This is a genomic window from Acinetobacter sp. WC-743, from assembly GCF_000335555.1.
GTDB lineage: Bacteria > Pseudomonadota > Gammaproteobacteria > Pseudomonadales > Moraxellaceae > Acinetobacter > Acinetobacter bereziniae.
This window is the reverse complement of record NZ_AMFQ01000118.1, coordinates 14,370-32,060: the sequence shown is the minus strand read 5'-3', so window position 1 is coordinate 32,060 and position 17,691 is coordinate 14,370. Positions and strand designations below refer to the sequence as shown.

The 17,691-nt window shown below is 36.4% G+C and carries 12 protein-coding genes and 1 pseudogene; 8 read left to right on the top strand and 5 right to left on the bottom strand.

Translation table 11 applies throughout. The features are described from left to right. Positions 1-17 precede the first annotated feature (17 nt). On the bottom strand, positions 18-2,387 hold the full coding sequence (locus ACINWC743_RS18035; RefSeq protein WP_009586459.1) for a heavy metal translocating P-type ATPase: 2,370 nt from the start codon (positions 2,385-2,387) through the stop codon (positions 18-20). 268 nt (positions 2,388-2,655) lie between these two features. Between ACINWC743_RS18035 and ACINWC743_RS18030 the strand changes: the two genes are divergently transcribed. The 5 genes and pseudogenes from ACINWC743_RS18030 to ACINWC743_RS18010 all read left to right on the top strand — a co-directional run bounded on the left by ACINWC743_RS18030 (position 2,656) and on the right by ACINWC743_RS18010 (position 8,324). Beyond that, positions 2,656-3,027, top strand: coding sequence for a copper resistance CopC family protein (locus ACINWC743_RS18030; RefSeq protein ID WP_009586473.1), 372 nt, complete (start codon positions 2,656-2,658; stop codon positions 3,025-3,027). Positions 3,028-3,089: 62 nt separating this feature from the next. Beyond that, a complete protein-coding gene (locus ACINWC743_RS18025; protein ID WP_009586514.1) occupies positions 3,090-3,971 on the top strand; it encodes a copper resistance D family protein in 882 nt (293 codons plus the stop codon). 648 nt (positions 3,972-4,619) lie between these two features. After that, complete coding sequence (locus tag ACINWC743_RS18020; protein WP_009586493.1) at positions 4,620-7,100, top strand: heavy metal translocating P-type ATPase; 2,481 nt, start codon at positions 4,620-4,622, stop codon at positions 7,098-7,100. A gap of 17 nt (positions 7,101-7,117) precedes the next feature. Next, a complete protein-coding gene (cueR, locus tag ACINWC743_RS18015; protein WP_004828653.1) occupies positions 7,118-7,579 on the top strand; it encodes a Cu(I)-responsive transcriptional regulator in 462 nt (153 codons plus the stop codon). Positions 7,580-7,678: 99 nt separating this feature from the next. Further along, positions 7,679-8,324: pseudogene (locus ACINWC743_RS18010) on the top strand (IS982 family transposase). 575 nt (positions 8,325-8,899) lie between these two features. On the opposite strand, the gene ACINWC743_RS18005 reads toward ACINWC743_RS18010, so the two are convergent. After that, positions 8,900-9,088: a heavy-metal-associated domain-containing protein gene (locus ACINWC743_RS18005; protein ID WP_004828649.1), complete on the bottom strand. Its 189-nt coding sequence runs from the start codon at positions 9,086-9,088 to the stop codon at positions 8,900-8,902. 645 nt (positions 9,089-9,733) lie between these two features. Between ACINWC743_RS18005 and ACINWC743_RS18000 the strand changes: the two genes are divergently transcribed. The 3 genes from ACINWC743_RS18000 (at position 9,734) to ACINWC743_RS17990 (ending at position 12,099) form a co-directional block, all read left to right on the top strand. Next, complete coding sequence (locus ACINWC743_RS18000) at positions 9,734-10,660, top strand: LysR family transcriptional regulator (protein WP_009586449.1); 927 nt, start codon at positions 9,734-9,736, stop codon at positions 10,658-10,660. A gap of 63 nt (positions 10,661-10,723) precedes the next feature. Beyond that, complete coding sequence (locus ACINWC743_RS17995; RefSeq protein ID WP_009586498.1) at positions 10,724-11,047, top strand: hypothetical protein; 324 nt, start codon at positions 10,724-10,726, stop codon at positions 11,045-11,047. Between the two features lie 152 nt (positions 11,048-11,199). Next, a complete protein-coding gene (locus tag ACINWC743_RS17990) occupies positions 11,200-12,099 on the top strand; it encodes a LysR family transcriptional regulator (RefSeq protein ID WP_009586481.1) in 900 nt (299 codons plus the stop codon). A 585-nt stretch (positions 12,100-12,684) separates the two neighbouring features. On the opposite strand, the gene ACINWC743_RS24940 is transcribed toward ACINWC743_RS17990, so the two are convergent. From ACINWC743_RS24940 to ACINWC743_RS17975, 3 genes are all read right to left on the bottom strand, one after another. Next, on the bottom strand, positions 12,685-13,857 hold the full coding sequence (locus ACINWC743_RS24940; RefSeq protein WP_009586454.1) for a fimbrial protein: 1,173 nt from the start codon (positions 13,855-13,857) through the stop codon (positions 12,685-12,687). Between the two features lie 81 nt (positions 13,858-13,938). Beyond that, entirely contained in the window at positions 13,939-15,063 is a 1,125-nt protein-coding gene (locus ACINWC743_RS24935; protein WP_227510915.1) for a fimbrial protein, read from the bottom strand. A 48-nt stretch (positions 15,064-15,111) separates the two neighbouring features. Next, positions 15,112-17,667, bottom strand: a complete 2,556-nt coding sequence (locus ACINWC743_RS17975) for a fimbria/pilus outer membrane usher protein (protein ID WP_009586450.1) — start codon at positions 17,665-17,667, stop codon at positions 15,112-15,114. Between the last annotated feature and the right edge of the window lie 24 nt (positions 17,668-17,691).

Genomic DNA, 17,691 nt, shown 5'->3' with positions numbered 1-17,691 from the left:
CTCAGAATATGAACTTTTTATGCACTTAGCCGTAAACGTAATGCATTTGCGATCACGGAAGCAGAACTCAAACTCATTGCAAGCGCAGCGATCATTGGAGACAACAACCAACCTGTAAAGAAATAAAGCGCTCCTGCGGCAATAGGTATTCCCAAAGCATTATAAAGAAAAGCAAACATCAAATTTTGCTTCATATTTTGGACAGTTGCTTCAGAAAGTGCGCGCGCAGTCCCAATTCCTCTAAGATCACCCTTAATCAAAGTGACTTGAGCGCTATTCATTGCAACATCAGTACCTGTTCCCATTGCAATGCCAACATCAGCTTTTGCTAAGGCTGGTGCATCATTAATGCCATCTCCTGCCATTGCAACAATGCGCCCCTCACTTTGTAATTTACTGACCAAATCAAGTTTATCTGCGGGTTTAACTTCGCCATAAACTTGGTCTATTCCCAGTTTTACCCCCACTGCACGAGCAGTAGTCATACCATCGCCTGTTGCCATTACGATCGTCATACCATCTTTCTTTAAAATTTCGATCGCTTCTAGCGTGCTGCTTTTTATGGGATCAGAAACTGCCAGTAACCCCATTAGATACCCATCTGCTGCCAGATACATGACACTGGCACCCTCAGATCTTAATTTCTCTGCTTGAGGTACTAAAGCATCCACAGAAACATCCAACTGTTGCATTAAAGCAGTATTACCAAGCGCTAAGCTCAAACCTTCTACTTTACCCATCACCCCGATTCCAGAGTCAGAGTCAAAAGATTCAGGTGTCGTTAATTCAATATTTCGTTCACGAGCAGCGTGCACTATGGCTTCGGCTAAAGGATGCTCACTTCCTTGATCTAAACTTGCCGCCAAACGTAATACATCATCACTTGAAACACCTTCTGTGGCAATAACACGATCAAATCTCGGCTTCCCTTCAGTGAGCGTCCCTGTTTTATCAATAATTAAGGTATCGACTTTACGTAAATTTTCAATTGCAGCAGCATCGCGAAACAGCACGCCCTTTGTCGCCCCATTTCCAGTTGATACCATAATGGACATGGGCGTCGCCAAGCCCAGAGCACATGGACAAGCAATAATTAAAACAGCAACAGCATTGATTAAACCATATACCCAACTTGGATCAGGTCCGAAAATCCCCCATCCGATGAAAGTAGCAATCGATACGCCAATCACAACCATGACAAATTTTCCTGCAACTTGATCTGCCATACGTTGCATCGGTGCCTTTGATCGCTGAGCTTGCGAAACCAACTGCACAATTTGGGAAAGCATGGTCGCAGAACCCACTTTTTCTGAACGTATAATCAATGAGCCACTTGTATTTAAAGTCGCTCCAATCACTTGATCTCCAATTTTTTTATTGACAGGTAAAGGTTCACCAGTCAGCATAGATTCATCGATAGAACTTTGTCCCTCTACAATAACGCCATCAACGGGTACTTTTTCACCCGGTCTAACTCTTAATACATCTCCAACGTGTACAGAACTCAGTTCAACATCTTCTTCAGTTCCATCAGCATTGATTTTTCTTGCTGTTTTTGGGGCAAGACCAAGTAATGATTTAATCGCGGCTGAAGTTTGGGAACGGGCTTTTAATTCTAAAACCTGTCCTAATAAAGTCAGTGTAATGATTGCGGCAGTTGCCTCAAAATAGACCGATACACGCCCCATGGAAACGAAAGAGTCAGGAAAAACCTGAGGAGCTATTGTTGCAACTACACTATAGACAAATGCAGCACCTGTTCCTAAACCAATTAATGTCCACATATTTGGATTTCGGTTTACAACGGACTGCCAACAACGAATAAAAAATGGGCGACCTGCCCAAAACACGATAGGTAAGGTTAAAACCAACTCAATCCAACTTTGCGTCGACATCTTAAACCAGTTCACTTGATGACCAAACATAGCAAGAAAAACAACAATAATCGTGATTGGTAAGGTCCACCAAAAACGCTTTTGAAAATCCTCTAATTCAGAATGATCTTCATTTTCTAAAGTGGGCAATTCTGGTTCTAAGGTCATACCACATTTAGGACAATTTCCTGGATGATCTTGTCGAACCTCAGGATGCATCGGACATACATAAATTGTCGCGGAGTTTTGAAGAGATTGATCCTTCTCACTTGGCTGAGCAGAATGGTGTGAATGACTTGCCTTTTCATGTCCTACTGGATGTTGTATTTCCTTATTGCTGGAGGTGTATAAATGTGGAGCTGCGCTAAATTTTGATTGGCATTTCTCACTGCAGAAATAATACGTTTTCCCTTCAAAATCATGCTGAAGCGCATTTTTTATATCTACATTCATATTACAAACAGGGTCTTTCATAGAGTTTTCTATAGTTTGCACTTTTTGTTCGTGTTCCATATTTCTCTCCGTGATTTTTTTCACATGCTCTTTAATTTAATACTTCGATTGTTGTGACAGATGCTCCTTTCTACACGTTGTTGGCTTCAATAGTGTTCAAGCCGACAATTTATCATCGCGCATTATTTAATTTTACTAAACAACAGAAATGTAATTTTAAAGTCATACTATTGTATGTTTGGATATTGAATAATTGAATAGTTAAGCAATCGTAGAGACTGAGGTGATACGGTTGCTTAACCATTATCTTATTAATAGGAAGTTTCATATGCGCTTTTTTCAAAAGAAAATCTCGACAGTATCCAGCATATTTCTTGGTATTACGCTGCTTTTCACAGCAACCAGCGCACTTGCTCATGTAAAATTACTCAGCGCAGTTCCAGCCATGAATGCAACTGTGACGGATCAACCTAAAAACCTCACTCTCAATTTTGGAGAAGAGGTCATGTTGATGAACATTAAGTTAATAGATGCTCAACAAAAAAATATTTCATTGAACTACAAAGTGAATCATGACCTTAAAAAATCCTTTAATGTTCCAGTTCCAAATCTTAAAAAAGGAAAATACACTGTGACATGGACAACCATGGGCAAAGATGGGCATAACATGAGTGGTGAGTATAGTTTCACGCTCCAATAAAATATTTGAATCGTCAATGAAACACCAGCAGATTTCTAGCACCGTATTGATTTGGGAAAATCATGATTTCTGAATATTGGATTGGATTAACTTGGCTGAGCAAAGTCACTTTGTATTTAAGCATGGCATTTATTACAGGTGGCGCATTTTGTTACTTGTTATTTAATCGTTTCATCTCACTGAAAAAAAGCATTCTTCAATATATGTGCTTTGGAGCAGGTTTAGGGCTGATCTCTAGCATTGCTGGTTTTTTCATTCTGGTCGGTAGTTTTGCAGATTCAGGGTTTGCTGGAATATTCAATACGACGTATATCCAGATCCTCTTGAATACAGTTACTGGTCAAATGTTGATTGGACGTATCCTTATTTTTCTCGTTCTTCTGCTTTTATTGTTCATCAAGTTCACTCAAAAAACCACACAGACGTCTATGTTTGAACGATTTTTATTTGGGCTATTCTTGCTACCGCTTGCCTATAGTTTTTCTCAAACTGGGCATGCAGCAAACTTACCTTTTTTTGCTCAAATTCTACTGACAGTTCATGTACTATTCATTTCCGTTTGGATGGGTGCTTTATATCCATTATTCAAAGCTACCCGTCAATTGGAAGGACTTGCTTTGAAAGACCGTACACATTTATTTGGGCAGATTGCTGGATTTATTGTGGGCATCTTAATTGTTTGTGGTGCAAGTGTTGCGGTGCTTTTATTTAAAGATATTGATACCTTGACCAGCACCCCTTATGGCTATGGATTTATACTCAAAATCTTGTTTGTTGGTTGTATATTACTTCTCGCTGCATTTAACAAATGGTTTTTTACCCCGCAACTGCACAAACCTCAATTTGGACGATATCTGGGTTATGCCATTTTGTTTGAAATGTCGATTGGGTTTATGATTCTGTTTACCACGGCCTATATTACAACAGTCGTCGGGATTGAATGAGTGACCTATACGGACTGACCCTGTCATACTTTTTGCTTAGCTTTTTTCAAAATGCAAGACTTACTGTTCTTAGACTGTATTGCCTCATCTTTAGTCTTGCTTCGTTCCAAAGCCCATCCAAATATTAAATAAAGTATCAGCTTGTTTGGCTTATATTTTTAAGGATACATCTTACACAATAGTCAAATCGTCTGATGATTCACATAAGTAATTTTATTTCGATCATGCATATTCAATAAACTTTCTGTTTTTATACAAGTTGTTAGATGCTTCAGTGATTCATTTATTTTTGCAAGCATGGATGGGCATTCTATCGTGATGCGAGATGGATATCGTCATGTTGAGTGGGAGTGTATGAGCAAAAACAAACTCTGATTTGTTTGCAGCATAAGAACGCGGTTAAACAAAAAAATGATTTAGACAAAGTGAGACATCATCTATACAACGTTATTCAAATTTTAGATGTAAAGCATGGCAACGAAAGCTAAATATTTTTAAACAATAGATTCATCTCATTCATTTTATTGATCAAGAGAAATTCTATTTTACGATATGAGTTTTACTACAGATTGATTATATTTCGCTTGACCTTCCCATGATGGAAGAGTTTAGGATTAAATCATTCAAGAAAATAGTAAGGTATAAATGATGGCAAATTCTCCATATAGTACTGATTCTGATTTAAAAATGAACTTACAAATCGAGGGGATGACATGTGCCAGTTGTGTGGGTCGTGTAGAAACTGCGCTTAAAAAAGTGGATGGTGTAAAAGATGCTGTCGTAAACTTAGCAACAGAGCGCGCAGATATTTCACTCGATAAACCAATACAACGTCAACAGCTCATTCAAGCTGTTGAACAAGTTGGTTATGATGTTATCGATGAAAAAATTGAATTCTCCATCGATGGAATGACCTGCGCTTCCTGCGTAAGTCGTGTTGAAAAAGCATTAAAAGCAGTTGATGGCGTAAAAGAAGCGGTTGTGAATTTAGCGACTGAGCGCGCAACTGTCAGTGGTCATGCCAGCGTCGATGCACTCATTGCCGCCATAGATCGAGCCGGCTATGATGCCAAACAAATCCAAAATGCAGTTCCTAATCAAACACAGCATCTTGAGAAAAAAGACAAAGAACGAAGTGAATTAAAAAGAGATTTAACGTTAGCAACAGTTCTTGCTCTCCCAGTTTTTATACTAGAGATGGGTTCGCATATCTTCCCTAGTCTGCATCACTGGATTGCACAAACCATCGGTATACAAAATAGTTGGTACCTACAATTTATTCTGACCACTTTAGTGCTGATTATCCCTGGTCGCAGGTTTTATGTACATGGTTTCCCTGCTCTGTTCCGCTTCGCGCCAGACATGAATTCACTGGTGGCTGTAGGTACATTAGCGGCCTATCTTTTTTCTCTTGTTGCAACATTTGCACCGCAGATTTTACCCGCTGGCACCGTCAACGTTTATTATGAAGCGGCAGCTGTTATCGTTGCCTTGATTTTACTTGGTCGTTTTCTCGAAGCAAAAGCAAAAGGAAGAACTTCCGAAGCCATACAACGCTTAGTCAATTTACAAGCAAAAATCGCACATGTATCGCGTAACAATCAAGTCGTCGATATTCCTATAGATGAAGTAGTTGTAGGTGACTTTATCATTGTGAAGCCAGGTGAACGAATTCCAGTCGATGGTAAGGTGGTGGATGGGCAAAGTTTCGTTGATGAATCCATGATTACTGGAGAACCTATTCCTGTTGAGAAAAAGGTTGAAAGTGATGTTGTCGGGGGTACTATTAATCAAAATGGTACTTTGACCTTTACTGCTGTTGCTGTTGGCGGTGAAACCATGCTTGCTCAAATTATTCGCTTAGTTGAACAAGCACAAGGCTCTAAAATGCCGATTCAAGCTGTGGTTGATAAAGTCACATTATGGTTTGTTCCTGCCGTAATGTTGGCAGCGACACTCACTTTTTTAATCTGGCTTATTTTTGGTCCATCACCAGCCTTAACTTTTGCTTTGGTCAATGCTGTGGCTGTCTTGATTATCGCATGCCCTTGTGCCATGGGTTTAGCAACACCAACATCAATTATGGTGGGTACAGGACGCGGTGCTGAATTAGGCGTGTTGTTCCGCAAAGGTGAAGCATTACAACTGCTTAAAGACTCTAAAATTGTTGCTGTAGATAAAACTGGAACTTTAACAGAAGGTCGTCCCGTATTAACGGATTTTGAGGTCACTCAAAATTTCAAATATGAACATGTTTTAAGTTTGGTCGCAGCTGTAGAGTCGCGTTCCGAACATCCGATCGCGCAAGCAATCGTCGATGCAGCAAAACGGCAAAATCTTAAACTCTCTCGTGTGGATAGTTTTGACTCTGTCACTGGTATGGGCGTTTTAGCAACGATCGATGGGCATACGATTCATGTCGGTGCAGATCGTTACATGCTTCAGTTAAATGTGGATATTTCACCATTTGCAAATACCGCACAACGTTTAGGAGATGAGGGAAAATCTCCACTTTATGTTGCGATTGATCACGAGTTAGCCGGTATTATTGCCGTTGCTGATCCAATTAAATCCACCACACCAAGTGCAATTAAAGCCTTACACCAATTGGGTCTCGAAGTCGCGATGATCACAGGTGACAACGCGCGTACAGCGCAAGCCATCGCGAGAAAATTAGGTATTGATCAAGTGATCGCAGAAGTCCTACCCGAAGGAAAAGTAGACGCGATAAAACAGCTAAAAGCACAACATGGCAACATCGCTTTTGTTGGAGATGGTATCAATGATGCACCTGCTTTGGCGGAAGCAGATGTTGGTCTTGCAATTGGTACAGGAACAGATGTTGCGATCGAATCCGCAGATGTCGTATTGATGTCTGGAAACTTACAGGGTGTTGCCAATGCGATTGCATTGTCCAAAGCAACCATTGGTAATATTCATCAAAATCTATTCTGGGCATTTGCTTACAACGTTCTGTTAATCCCCGTTGCGGCAGGGCTGCTTTATCCTGCTTACGGTATTCTTTTATCACCCATATTTGCTGCAGGTGCAATGGCATTATCAAGTGTATTCGTTTTAGGAAATGCTTTACGTTTACGTCGGTTTAACCCGACGTTGACTGCACAATAACATCCAAGGAGACTCAGATGAACATTGGAAAACTGTCTAAAGCTGTCGGTATATCTGCCAAAATGATTCGCTACTATGAACAAATTGGTTTAATTCCCGCTGTCGGACGCAATAATTCAGGTTATCGCTCATACAGTGCCCAAGATGTAGAGCGCTTAAAATTTATTAGAAAATCAAGAACATTGGGTTTTTCAGTCAGTGAAATTACCGATCTTCTCGATTTATGGAATGATAAAAAAAGACAAAGTGCAGATGTGAAAAAATTAGCACAATCTCATATTGAAAAACTGGAATTGCGGATTTTTGAATTGCAGAAAATGACGGAGACTTTACAGAATTTAATCAATTGTTGTGCTGGCGACCATCGACCAGACTGCCCTATTCTTGATGGATTGCAGACAACAGATCTCGAAATAAGTGATGTGCATCACCATAACGATACTTTATCCCTGTCACCTCTTGGCACATCCAAAGCTTAAATCTTCATCTATTTTTAACCCGAATCCGAGATAAGAAAACTGTTAAAGAATAGGCATTTGAGTCACAATTTAATCACGACAAAAACTGAATATCCTCAAATGCCTATAGATATACAGCTTATATCACTTTTTTGCTTAATTGATGATTTTTGTTCAGATATTTCCGATGATATTAAGCAATATATGTTCACTCATAGCAACACAAATTGAGCGCTCAAAAGTATCATCCGTTGGAATCGCCTTCATTGACTCTACTAAACTTGCTGTATGCCATAACAAAAGAATAAATCAACATCGTGTATTAACTGATAGTGCCAGTCGAGGAAAAAGTTCAGTAGATTGGTTTTATGGCTTTAAATTACATTTAATTTGTGACCATGTTGGACAATTCGTTTCTTATTGTATTACAACAGGTAACGTGGATGATCGTAAAGTTTTACCTGATTTAGTTCAGTCATCAAAACTAAAGGGGAAAATGTTTGGTGATCGTGGTTATATTGGCGAAAATTGGAAAGTTCGTCTTACTGAGATGGGTGTTCAACTAATCACACGAATTAAAAGAAATATGAAGCCACAAGCTTTAGACCCACTTGATCGTGCGGTATTAAGAAAGCGAGGCATTATTGAATCACCATTTAATTTAATGAAAAGTCAATTTGATCTTGAACATACACGACATCGATCAAAAATAGGACTGCTAACCACGATATTTTCAGCTTTAACGTTAGACCTATTGCGAAAGTAGGTTTTTGGGTCATTTAGCTATATGCAATACCTTATATAGTCAAACCGCCTGATTATTCATACAAGTGATTTGGATGATTCATTTATTTTGTACTTTTGAATCATAAACAGTCTTGCTATCACGAGGCGACATGGATGACGCCATGTTGAGCGGGGGTATTAGGATGTACCCCTCGCTCAACGGAAGATTTTTGTTACTTTTCATCTCTGAAAAGTAAAGTATCGCCTACGCAAAACAATTTAAACTCTAGAGCTAAAGCGTGGCAGTGCAAGGCGTATATCATCAAACAATATATTGATCGCTTTAATTTTATTGATCAACAGAAATGATATTCTACTGTATGAATTTTTCAACAGATTAACTATATAACAAAGATCACAGCTGCTCAAATTTTGACTAACGCAAGAGCTCTGTTGTACGCTTTACTACTTGTAAAAGACGATAACTCAGAAATTCAACAGATTTTAGCTCCTCTTAAATTAAAATCCTTTAAGCCGAATTCACGTTATTTTTAGTTTATGTGAATAAATATAAAAAAAGCTACTGACCAGAGTAGCTTTTTTATGCCTCAGATTTTATCGTGCCGGATAGCCAATTTCAACAAGCATCCCTCTTACATCTTCTTCAGTCACGATTGTACTGACTTTCAAATGACGGTTCGGTGTATCCGCGATAATTTCTGCGTCCTCGTCTAATGTTTGAATCGCTTTTGCTATACGGCGCACGCACGCACCACAGGTCATATTTTCAACATGGAATTCCATATTTGGCTCCTTAATTAATCGTAAACTCATGATAAAAGTTGCCATTATTGTAAGGTCAAGTGTTTGAAATCATTTCTTTAACGATCATTGTAATTTTAAAATAATCAGGATGAATGACTTTAATTAAACGTATTTATTTATCTTTATGGATTGTTCATATTTAAGTCATCTTTATCCTTTTAATGATGCATTGTGTATAAATAAAAAATTCAAAAAAATGTAAATAATTTTTTAAATAAAATTCGGCTTTTAAATAAAAAAATCGCACAAAAATAAAACCAAACAACATTAGAAAATTATTTCAAAAATCACCAACAACACTCATAATTTACCCTATAGAATTTTCAAAACAATCAACACAAAACGGAAAACTAATTAATAAATCTAATGAAACAACTTAAGTAAAAAAACATCACATTACTTATATTCAATAAAAAACATGATTTTTTGTAAAGAAAAATTAAGAGCAAAATAATAAAAATCAATTTTTATCGTTATAAAAAAATGTATTACATTTTCTCAATCATACACTTGATTAATCATCAAATTAATAAGATTGCTAAGAATAACTTCACTATATAAACTAATCCTGTTTATTCATATAAATATAACCTCAAAACCCACAAATATAGAGCAAGGTCTTAAATGGTTAAAAGGATTTCATTAAACTCATTTAAGTTTTTTTATTATGTAGCGATGTATGAAAGTGTGACAATTGCCTCAGAAAAGCTTTTTGTTACACAGGGTGCGGTTAGTCGACAAATAAAAAACTTAGAGGATGATCTAAATACGGTTCTTTTCATCAGAAAAGGTAAAACCTTAGAGTTAACCAATGAAGGTTTATTACTTCTGAATTGTTGTCAAGGCATTTTTCATGAAATTGATAAATGTCTTATTCGTCTTGACAATAAAAAGGAAAATATCAAAGAACTGGTAATTTCTTGTGAATCCACATTATGTATGAAATGGCTAATTCCCAGATTAAAAGATTTTAATGAATTAAACAGTGGTTTTGATTTAAAAATTACCACAAATGATAAAACTGTAAATTTTAGCAATGTTGATATCGCCATACGTAGGGATGATATTAATTGGAAAGAACATATTTACAGCATCAAACTCATGGATGAAACCATGTTCTTTGTTAAAAATTCAACCAAACATAATAATAACATTTTAATATCATCTTCGAGACAGAAGTTCTGGGGGACTTTATTAAAGATCAATCATATTAGAGATAAGATCACACAGCTGAATTATAAAGAGCTTGATCATTTTTATCTTTGTATCGAAGCATGCTTATCTGGTTTAGGCTCAACAATAGTATCTGGATACATGATCGAAAAAGACTTAAATAATGGCAACTTAGAGCCGATAACAGAGCCATTTCATGATGGCTCTTCCTACTATTTACTATCAGCATCTCCTTTAGAAGAGGACTATCGAAAAGTTGTTTTCAAAAACTGGTTAATTGAAGAGATAAATAAAACACAATTGAATTTAGAAAAATTTTCTTATCTTAAAAAAAAATTAGTTAAAGACCCTAATTATTCAATAAAATCATTAAAATAATAAAAATTTATTCAATTAAATAAAAATTTAAGATATGAGAAAATAATCAAAAGGAGAAAATTAATGCTTAAACCCAACATTTCATTCAAAACCAAAAAGTGGACCTGTAAACATTGTGGTCTACTCAAAGATATTTCAAAATGGCGAATTAAAATTGGTGACTCCGTTTTTTTTAATACGGGTCATCTTGATAAAAACTTTGAGTATATTAAAAGAACAACTCATGGCATTGTAATTGATCGGCAAAATAAATTTTTAACTGTATTAGACCAAAACAAGAATCAAACCTATTTTATTGATCAAAATGAGGTGCACTTAACGGATTCACCCGCACTTTTCTTATATCATATGTATGGAAAATGTGCCTGTAAACATGATAAAAATTAAATAAAATAGATGATTTTTACTAATCTTTACGACTAAATACATTGCGATACATTACAAAAAATTATAATATCCATTAAAATAAAGTACTAATACTTGATTACATCAATCAGTACATCAATTAATTCAATGTATGGATTACAAGAGCCTTTAACATGATAGAAAGATTATCGCTTAATTCATTAAAGTTTTTTTATTATGTGGCGATTGAGGGAAGTGTAACCATTGCGGCTGAACGCCTATATGTTACTCAAAGCGCAGTAAGTCGACAAATTAAAAATTTAGAGGATCTACTGAATGTTGCTTTATTTGAAAGAAAGAATAAATCTTTAATTTTGACTGCAGAAGGTAAAGTTCTTTTAGATTGTTGCCAACATGTGTTTAATCAACTTGATCATTGTGTCATTAGCATTAAACAGCAAAAATATAAAAGCAATAATTTAATTATTTCTTGTGAACCCACGATTTCGATGAAATGGCTTATTCCTCGTATGGTGAGCTTCAATGAGTTAAATCTTGGTTTTGGAATCACCCTTTTAACGGGTGGTGGACCTCTAGATTTTCAAAATCAAGATATCGATCTTGCCATTCGAAGAAATGATTTTGCTTGGGGTGATCATATTTTCAGTACCAAAATCATTGATGAATTTATGTTTATGGTGAATTCCAATCAACAAAATGCCTCAAATTTGTTACTCAGTTCATCACGTCCAAAGTTTAAAAATTACCTAGCGAAAGAATATCCTGAAATCTCAAAATTAAACACCATTGAGCTTGATCACTTTTATTTATGTATTGAGGCATGTTTATCCGGTTTAGGACAAACAATTGTTTCTGGCTTCATGATTGAACATGAACTTGATCACGATTTTTTTCAAGTTGAAAAGTATCTCCACTTTGATGATTCAGCATATTACCTATTGGCATCCTCTTCAATCGAAGAAGACAACAGAAAAGTGATTTTTAGAGATTGGTTGATTAAAGAAATGCAACAAACTCAACAAAACCTGCTGCATAAATTTGGCTTTGCCAATAGTGATCAAGAATTTGGTTGATCTCGCATAAATTTTTATAGCCGCTTTTATAGTTGTATTTCAACATCCCCTTTTCCAACTTTCTTCCCCGATGGAGAGGCAACTTAGAAAATCTACAGGATGTAGATACCATGAATTTAATCAAAGCCACGAGATATTTTTCATAGTTTAAAAATAAGGATGTAGAATTTTCGTATTTTTAAAGAGTGATAAAACATAGAGTCAAACCGTCTGATTATTTATACACGTGATTTACATCGATGGTCTTTCTATCGTGAGATGGCATGGATGCCATAGTCGTTCAAAGGCGATATGAGCAAAAACAAAGCACTGCTTTGTTTGCAGCGCAAGATCCCTGTTAAAGAAAGATTTTTGCTCTCTTTTCATCTCTGAAAAGTAAGATATCGCCTAAGCCAACGTATTAAACTTTAGAACTAAAACATGACAATACACGCTTTAAATCTTGCAATACTATTTTTATCGTATTGATTTAATTAATCAAAAGAAATAATATTTTATGCTATGCATTTTTTAACAAATCAAACATCGAAGTTAGTTTCTTATACGCAAAAAGCTAAAAATGAATATTTTTAGCTTTTGATTGATTTATTGATAGTCTATTGAAACAGTTGCCTGAGTCTGTACATAACCTGGAGTAGCTGTTGCTAAAGATCTATAATAACGTGCCTTTAATGTTTTCATAAATGTCGTTGCAGTTGAACCAACAGGAATCGAATAAAAAGGGCTTTGTGTCCCAATCGCCAATGGCACATCAGCATTGTCTCTTAACTGTACATCGACATTACTACGATTTGCTAAACTTGGTGAATTTTTTAATATGCCATTGGTATTTACATTACTTGGGGTATAGCTATCGGTAATTGTTGCCAATAAAACTTTATTGGGCATTGCTGCAGTACAATAAATATTGACATTAAAAGATTGCTCATTTGCGGTTTGATTACTGTTCAACGTTGCTGTCGGTACGGGTGCTAAATTCACTATTTGGTTTGCCATGGTGCAAGTAGGAAGAGCAAAGTTCATTTGGATGTTCACATAAACTTCAGATGTTCCAACTTTAGGATTTCCACTTGGGGGTGGTGCATTTCCTAAAGCCCCTCCCCAATCATCATATTTATAGGCAAAAGTACCTAAATGAATACGAACTACTGAATTATTTAAAGCATCGATAACAGCGGCTGAAGGTTTAGTTGTAGAAAGTAAAGTCAGTTTAAATCTGCTATTTCTGATTGCGCTATTGGTTGTACCATTACCATTTAATCCCGCATAATAGCCTTCACCATTTATGATCTTAATCGGTCCTGCACTAGTGTCTGGTACTACACTATAATCCGTATCTAAAGCCAAGATATCGAATGATAAAGGATTAATATCATTATTCGATCTTAATCTATATTCAATCCGTAGATTATTCATCAACCAAATCTTTGCTGCTGCTAAGGTTGTTGGATTAGCGTTAGAACCTGAAATAGTAATACCATTACTAACTGAAAAAGGACTACTGCCAACTAAATCAGTATTACCAGAAGCCGCTTTAAAAACTGCCCTTACAGCAACAGTATACGGCGCTGGTGTACAATTATTTAGCAATAAGGTGTTATTTGTATCATTAAATGTTTGTGTATATGGAAAACTATTAATTGTGCCACTTGTGCGATTAAACTCAATCATTGGATAGGTTACACAATTCGAATTTGCTGCAAATATCTGTGTTGACGTAAGGCATAATGGTGCAAATAACCAAAGTAACTTCTTCATGATTTATTTACACTCCACTACAATTATTTTAAACAAATATAGATTTATCAAATTGAATTCACTTTACTGATAATATTCTAATTATTGATAATCTAATGAAACAGTTGCCTGAGTTTGAACATAACCTGGTGTTGCTGTTGCTAAAGATCTGTAATATCGTGCTTTTAACGCTTTAATAAATGTCGTTGCAGTCGAACCAGTAGGAATTGAATAAAAAGGGTTTTGTGTCCCAATCGCCAATGGCACATCTGAACTATCTCTTAACTGTACATCGACATTACTTCGATTTGCTAAACTTGGTGAATTTTTTAAAATCCCATTGCTATTTATATTACTTGGGGTATAACTATCGGTAATTGTTGCCAATAAAACTTTATTGGGCAATGCTCCTGTACAATTAATATTGACATTAAAAGGTTGTTCATTTGCTGTTTGATTACTGTTCAATGTTGCCATTGGTACGGGTGCCAGATTCACGATTTGGTTTGCCAGCGTACATGTAGGTAAAACAAAATTCATTTGGATATTTACATAGAGCTCAGTTGTACCCGTTTTTGGTACACCACTTGGAGCAGGATTTGTTCCACCATTTCCCCAATCATCATATTTATAAGATAAAGTGCCTAAATGAATTCGTACAGTCGAATTATTGAGTGCATCAATCACAGCGATGCTCGGCTTTGTAGTGGAAAGCAGGTTCAAGGTAAATCGATTGTTTCTCATTGCTGAATCTGGTGTTCCATTATTACCAAGTCCTGTAAAATAGCTTTCACCATTAATAATCGCTGAAGACCCATTACTGGTTAAAGGCATAATATTATAATCAGTATTTAAGGTTAATATATCTTGCGATATAGGATTCACATTATTATTTGATCTTAAAGTAAATGCTATTCGCATATTATTAATTAACCAAATCTTAGCTGCTGCTAAAGTTGTCGGATTCGCAGTTGAACCCGTTATTGTAATATTATTATTTACGGCATAAGGACTTACACCGACTAAATCAGTATTGCCTGTCGTAGCTCTAAATGTCGCCAAGGCGGCAACATTTCCTCGCGGTTGACAATTATTAAACAACACCCCATTTGTTGTATCATTAAATGTTTGCGTATAAGGAAATATATTAATCGTACCGCTAGTGCGATTAAATTCTATTGTCGGGTAAGTCGTACATGTCGCTGTCGCTGCAAATATTGATTGCATTGATAAAAAGCATAGTGGCGTAAATATTAAAAGTAACTTCTTCATGATCTATTTACACTCCACATTGATAATATTGAAGTTTTCTGTATTTTTTTGTGTTAACAATGACTTAGATATCGGTCCAATCTTACACTGTTGATTGGCTTCAGCTCCCCAAACTACAGATGTATCATGCAATAATGCCTCTTGTTTATCTACGATCACTTGGCTAGATGCACCCACAATACCCAATACATTGCCCTGTTCATCCTTTAATTGACTGCCCATCGCAATTTGTGAATCTAAAGCGTAACGAATACGCAGTAAAATATTACTTGATTTATTGGCTTTAAATTCAGTAAGTTGTGAACTATATCTACGTGGAATCACTTCAGTTTGGTTAGATTCCAAAGTCACATTTGCAGGCAAATCAGCAGGGTCAAGCGTGATTAAATTTTTACTGTATGGTGTGTTGTATGGATAAATCGCATTTCCAAAGCGATCAACTTTTACCCCCCAAGCATTTGAAACAACAGCGCCCATCCCTTCTTCCGCATGCACAATAGTGTAAGTGTCAGGCAACGTATTGACTGGGGTAATCCCAAAACGATGGGCAACAACAGCACCTTGTGCGGATAAAGAATACTGGGTGTTGTTTTGATTGGTTGAAAGGGTTGCGCCTAGATTTACGGCAGGCAATAAATAATTAATGTTGCCATTAAATAAGGTATCGTGCTGATTATTAATCACCCCTGCACCAAAGTTCAATTCATTATGCGCACCCAAAACGCCTGATAGACTGACATTTGAAGTGGTATTTGAATCTTGGTCATGCTGAACACTGGCATTCAGTGACATATTTTTCTTGCGCCAATCGAGTGGAACGGTCATGGAAAAATAAATAGTATCGCCTCGTTTACGCGCATGATCTGAATAGTCGGTACGTGATAAGCCAAGGTTATAACTTATTCTGTTCCATGTATTGCCATAACTCAGGTTATATTGATAATAATCTTGGCTGTCATCCCAATAGTTATTTTTACGAACTGCTAAATTAAAATTACCGAGACGTGTATTTGGGAATGACTTGGAAACACTGATGCCCATATTTTGTTTTAGATTATAATTATACAAAAAGTCATCATACTCACGATCAGTTAAATCAGCCAAATTACGCTGATACAAATGTGAGGAAATACTCATATATTCACGGTCATAAGCCGAATAATCTGCATAAAAATTTAAATTTTGAGCTAACCAGTCATAACGATAATTCAGACTGTATTTTTGCCCACGATAATCCTTACGATATAGTTCAGATTCAGTATGTTCTATAGAAGCAGTTACGCCACCAAGTAGTGTATTAGTAGATATTGCCAGCAAGCCACTGGCATAGTCATCACTAAAATTTGCACCTGCACCAATGGTCAAGGCATTATTGATCCCGTAATTAAAACTGCCTTGAAACAATTTATCATGGGTTGTTTCATGACGCGTGCGATAACGACCACCCGCAACACTGTAGTTATAACGACCTTGACGCACTAAATCATAATTGCTTTGCATCGGAACATTAAAGCTTCTTCTTTCACCGCCTGTTTCAGTAATTTCAACGGTTAAATCTCCTGAAGTTGCCGTATTTAAATCAGTAATACGAAATGCACCAGCAGGTACGGTACGCTCATAGATTTTTTGACCACTTTGATAAATTCTGACCAATGCATTGGTATTGGCAAAATTTTCAATTACAGGGGCATACTGCCGAGCTGACCACGGTAACATTTCCTGATCAGACGCCAATTGTGCACCTACAATGGGTAAATTATCCAAACGATAAGTTGTGGTATTAAATTGACCTAAACTTAAACGTGATTTTAATCGGGTCATATCGCGATATAACACGTTTTGATCAGAATAATAGTGCCCCAAACCTGAGTTTTCAGACTCAAATGCACCTGCATGTCGGTAGTACCAACCCGCAATATTTAATCCCCCATTTAATCCCAAGTATTTACTTTCTCGATCTTCATCACGGTTATAGTTAAATGCATAACCAATAAAACTTGAATTTACCCCTTGATTAAATAATGCTGGATCAATATATCCTTCTGGACGTTCGACTCGTATTGCTTGAGGAATGGAAACATTCAGTTTTAATTGAGATAAATCAAAGTCATAATAGGCATCAGCATTGACTTGTTTAATGGTTCGACATGGCATTTCAGTTAAACTTTTACGAAACGCTGGTATTAAATCAAATTGATTTAATAAATTCGTATCTACACAAAGCACAGCCGAACGTTGCCCATCCAAATGATCAAAGCGGACTTCCTGATTACCGATCACTTGCTTATTGACCGACAACTCGACTAGATATTTACCAGGCGCAACGAAGTTTTTAACTTCAAAATTACTCAAGGAAACATTACGGTCATTACCAAATAACGACGCCGAATTGAAAGTCACTAAAGCATTATTTTGCGCAACCAATTGTGTATTGTCTTGAGCAATCAAATGTTGATTGTCTTGTGCGAGCAAATTTTGTTGATTTTCTTCAGCTGACACCTGCAAAGCAATCGCAGACAACAGCATTAAGCAGAGCTCGCTTTTTTTAAAATTTAGCATGCTAAACGATCCATTATTACTGTT

Coding starts and splice junctions, on each gene's coding strand:
- ACINWC743_RS18035 (WP_009586459.1), bottom strand. CDS start 2,387: ATGGAACACGAACAAAAAGTGCAAACTATAGAAAACTCTATGAAAGAC.
- ACINWC743_RS18030 (WP_009586473.1), top strand. CDS start 2,656: ATGCGCTTTTTTCAAAAGAAAATCTCGACAGTATCCAGCATATTTCTT.
- ACINWC743_RS18025 (WP_009586514.1), top strand. CDS start 3,090: ATGATTTCTGAATATTGGATTGGATTAACTTGGCTGAGCAAAGTCACT.
- ACINWC743_RS18020 (WP_009586493.1), top strand. CDS start 4,620: ATGGCAAATTCTCCATATAGTACTGATTCTGATTTAAAAATGAACTTA.
- cueR (WP_004828653.1), top strand. CDS start 7,118: ATGAACATTGGAAAACTGTCTAAAGCTGTCGGTATATCTGCCAAAATG.
- ACINWC743_RS18005 (WP_004828649.1), bottom strand. CDS start 9,088: ATGGAATTCCATGTTGAAAATATGACCTGTGGTGCGTGCGTGCGCCGT.
- ACINWC743_RS18000 (WP_009586449.1), top strand. CDS start 9,734: ATGGTTAAAAGGATTTCATTAAACTCATTTAAGTTTTTTTATTATGTA.
- ACINWC743_RS17995 (WP_009586498.1), top strand. CDS start 10,724: ATGCTTAAACCCAACATTTCATTCAAAACCAAAAAGTGGACCTGTAAA.
- ACINWC743_RS17990 (WP_009586481.1), top strand. CDS start 11,200: ATGATAGAAAGATTATCGCTTAATTCATTAAAGTTTTTTTATTATGTG.
- ACINWC743_RS24940 (WP_009586454.1), bottom strand. CDS start 13,857: ATGAAGAAGTTACTTTGGTTATTTGCACCATTATGCCTTACGTCAACA.
- ACINWC743_RS24935 (WP_227510915.1), bottom strand. CDS start 15,063: ATGCAATCAATATTTGCAGCGACAGCGACATGTACGACTTACCCGACA.
- ACINWC743_RS17975 (WP_009586450.1), bottom strand. CDS start 17,667: ATGCTAAATTTTAAAAAAAGCGAGCTCTGCTTAATGCTGTTGTCTGCG.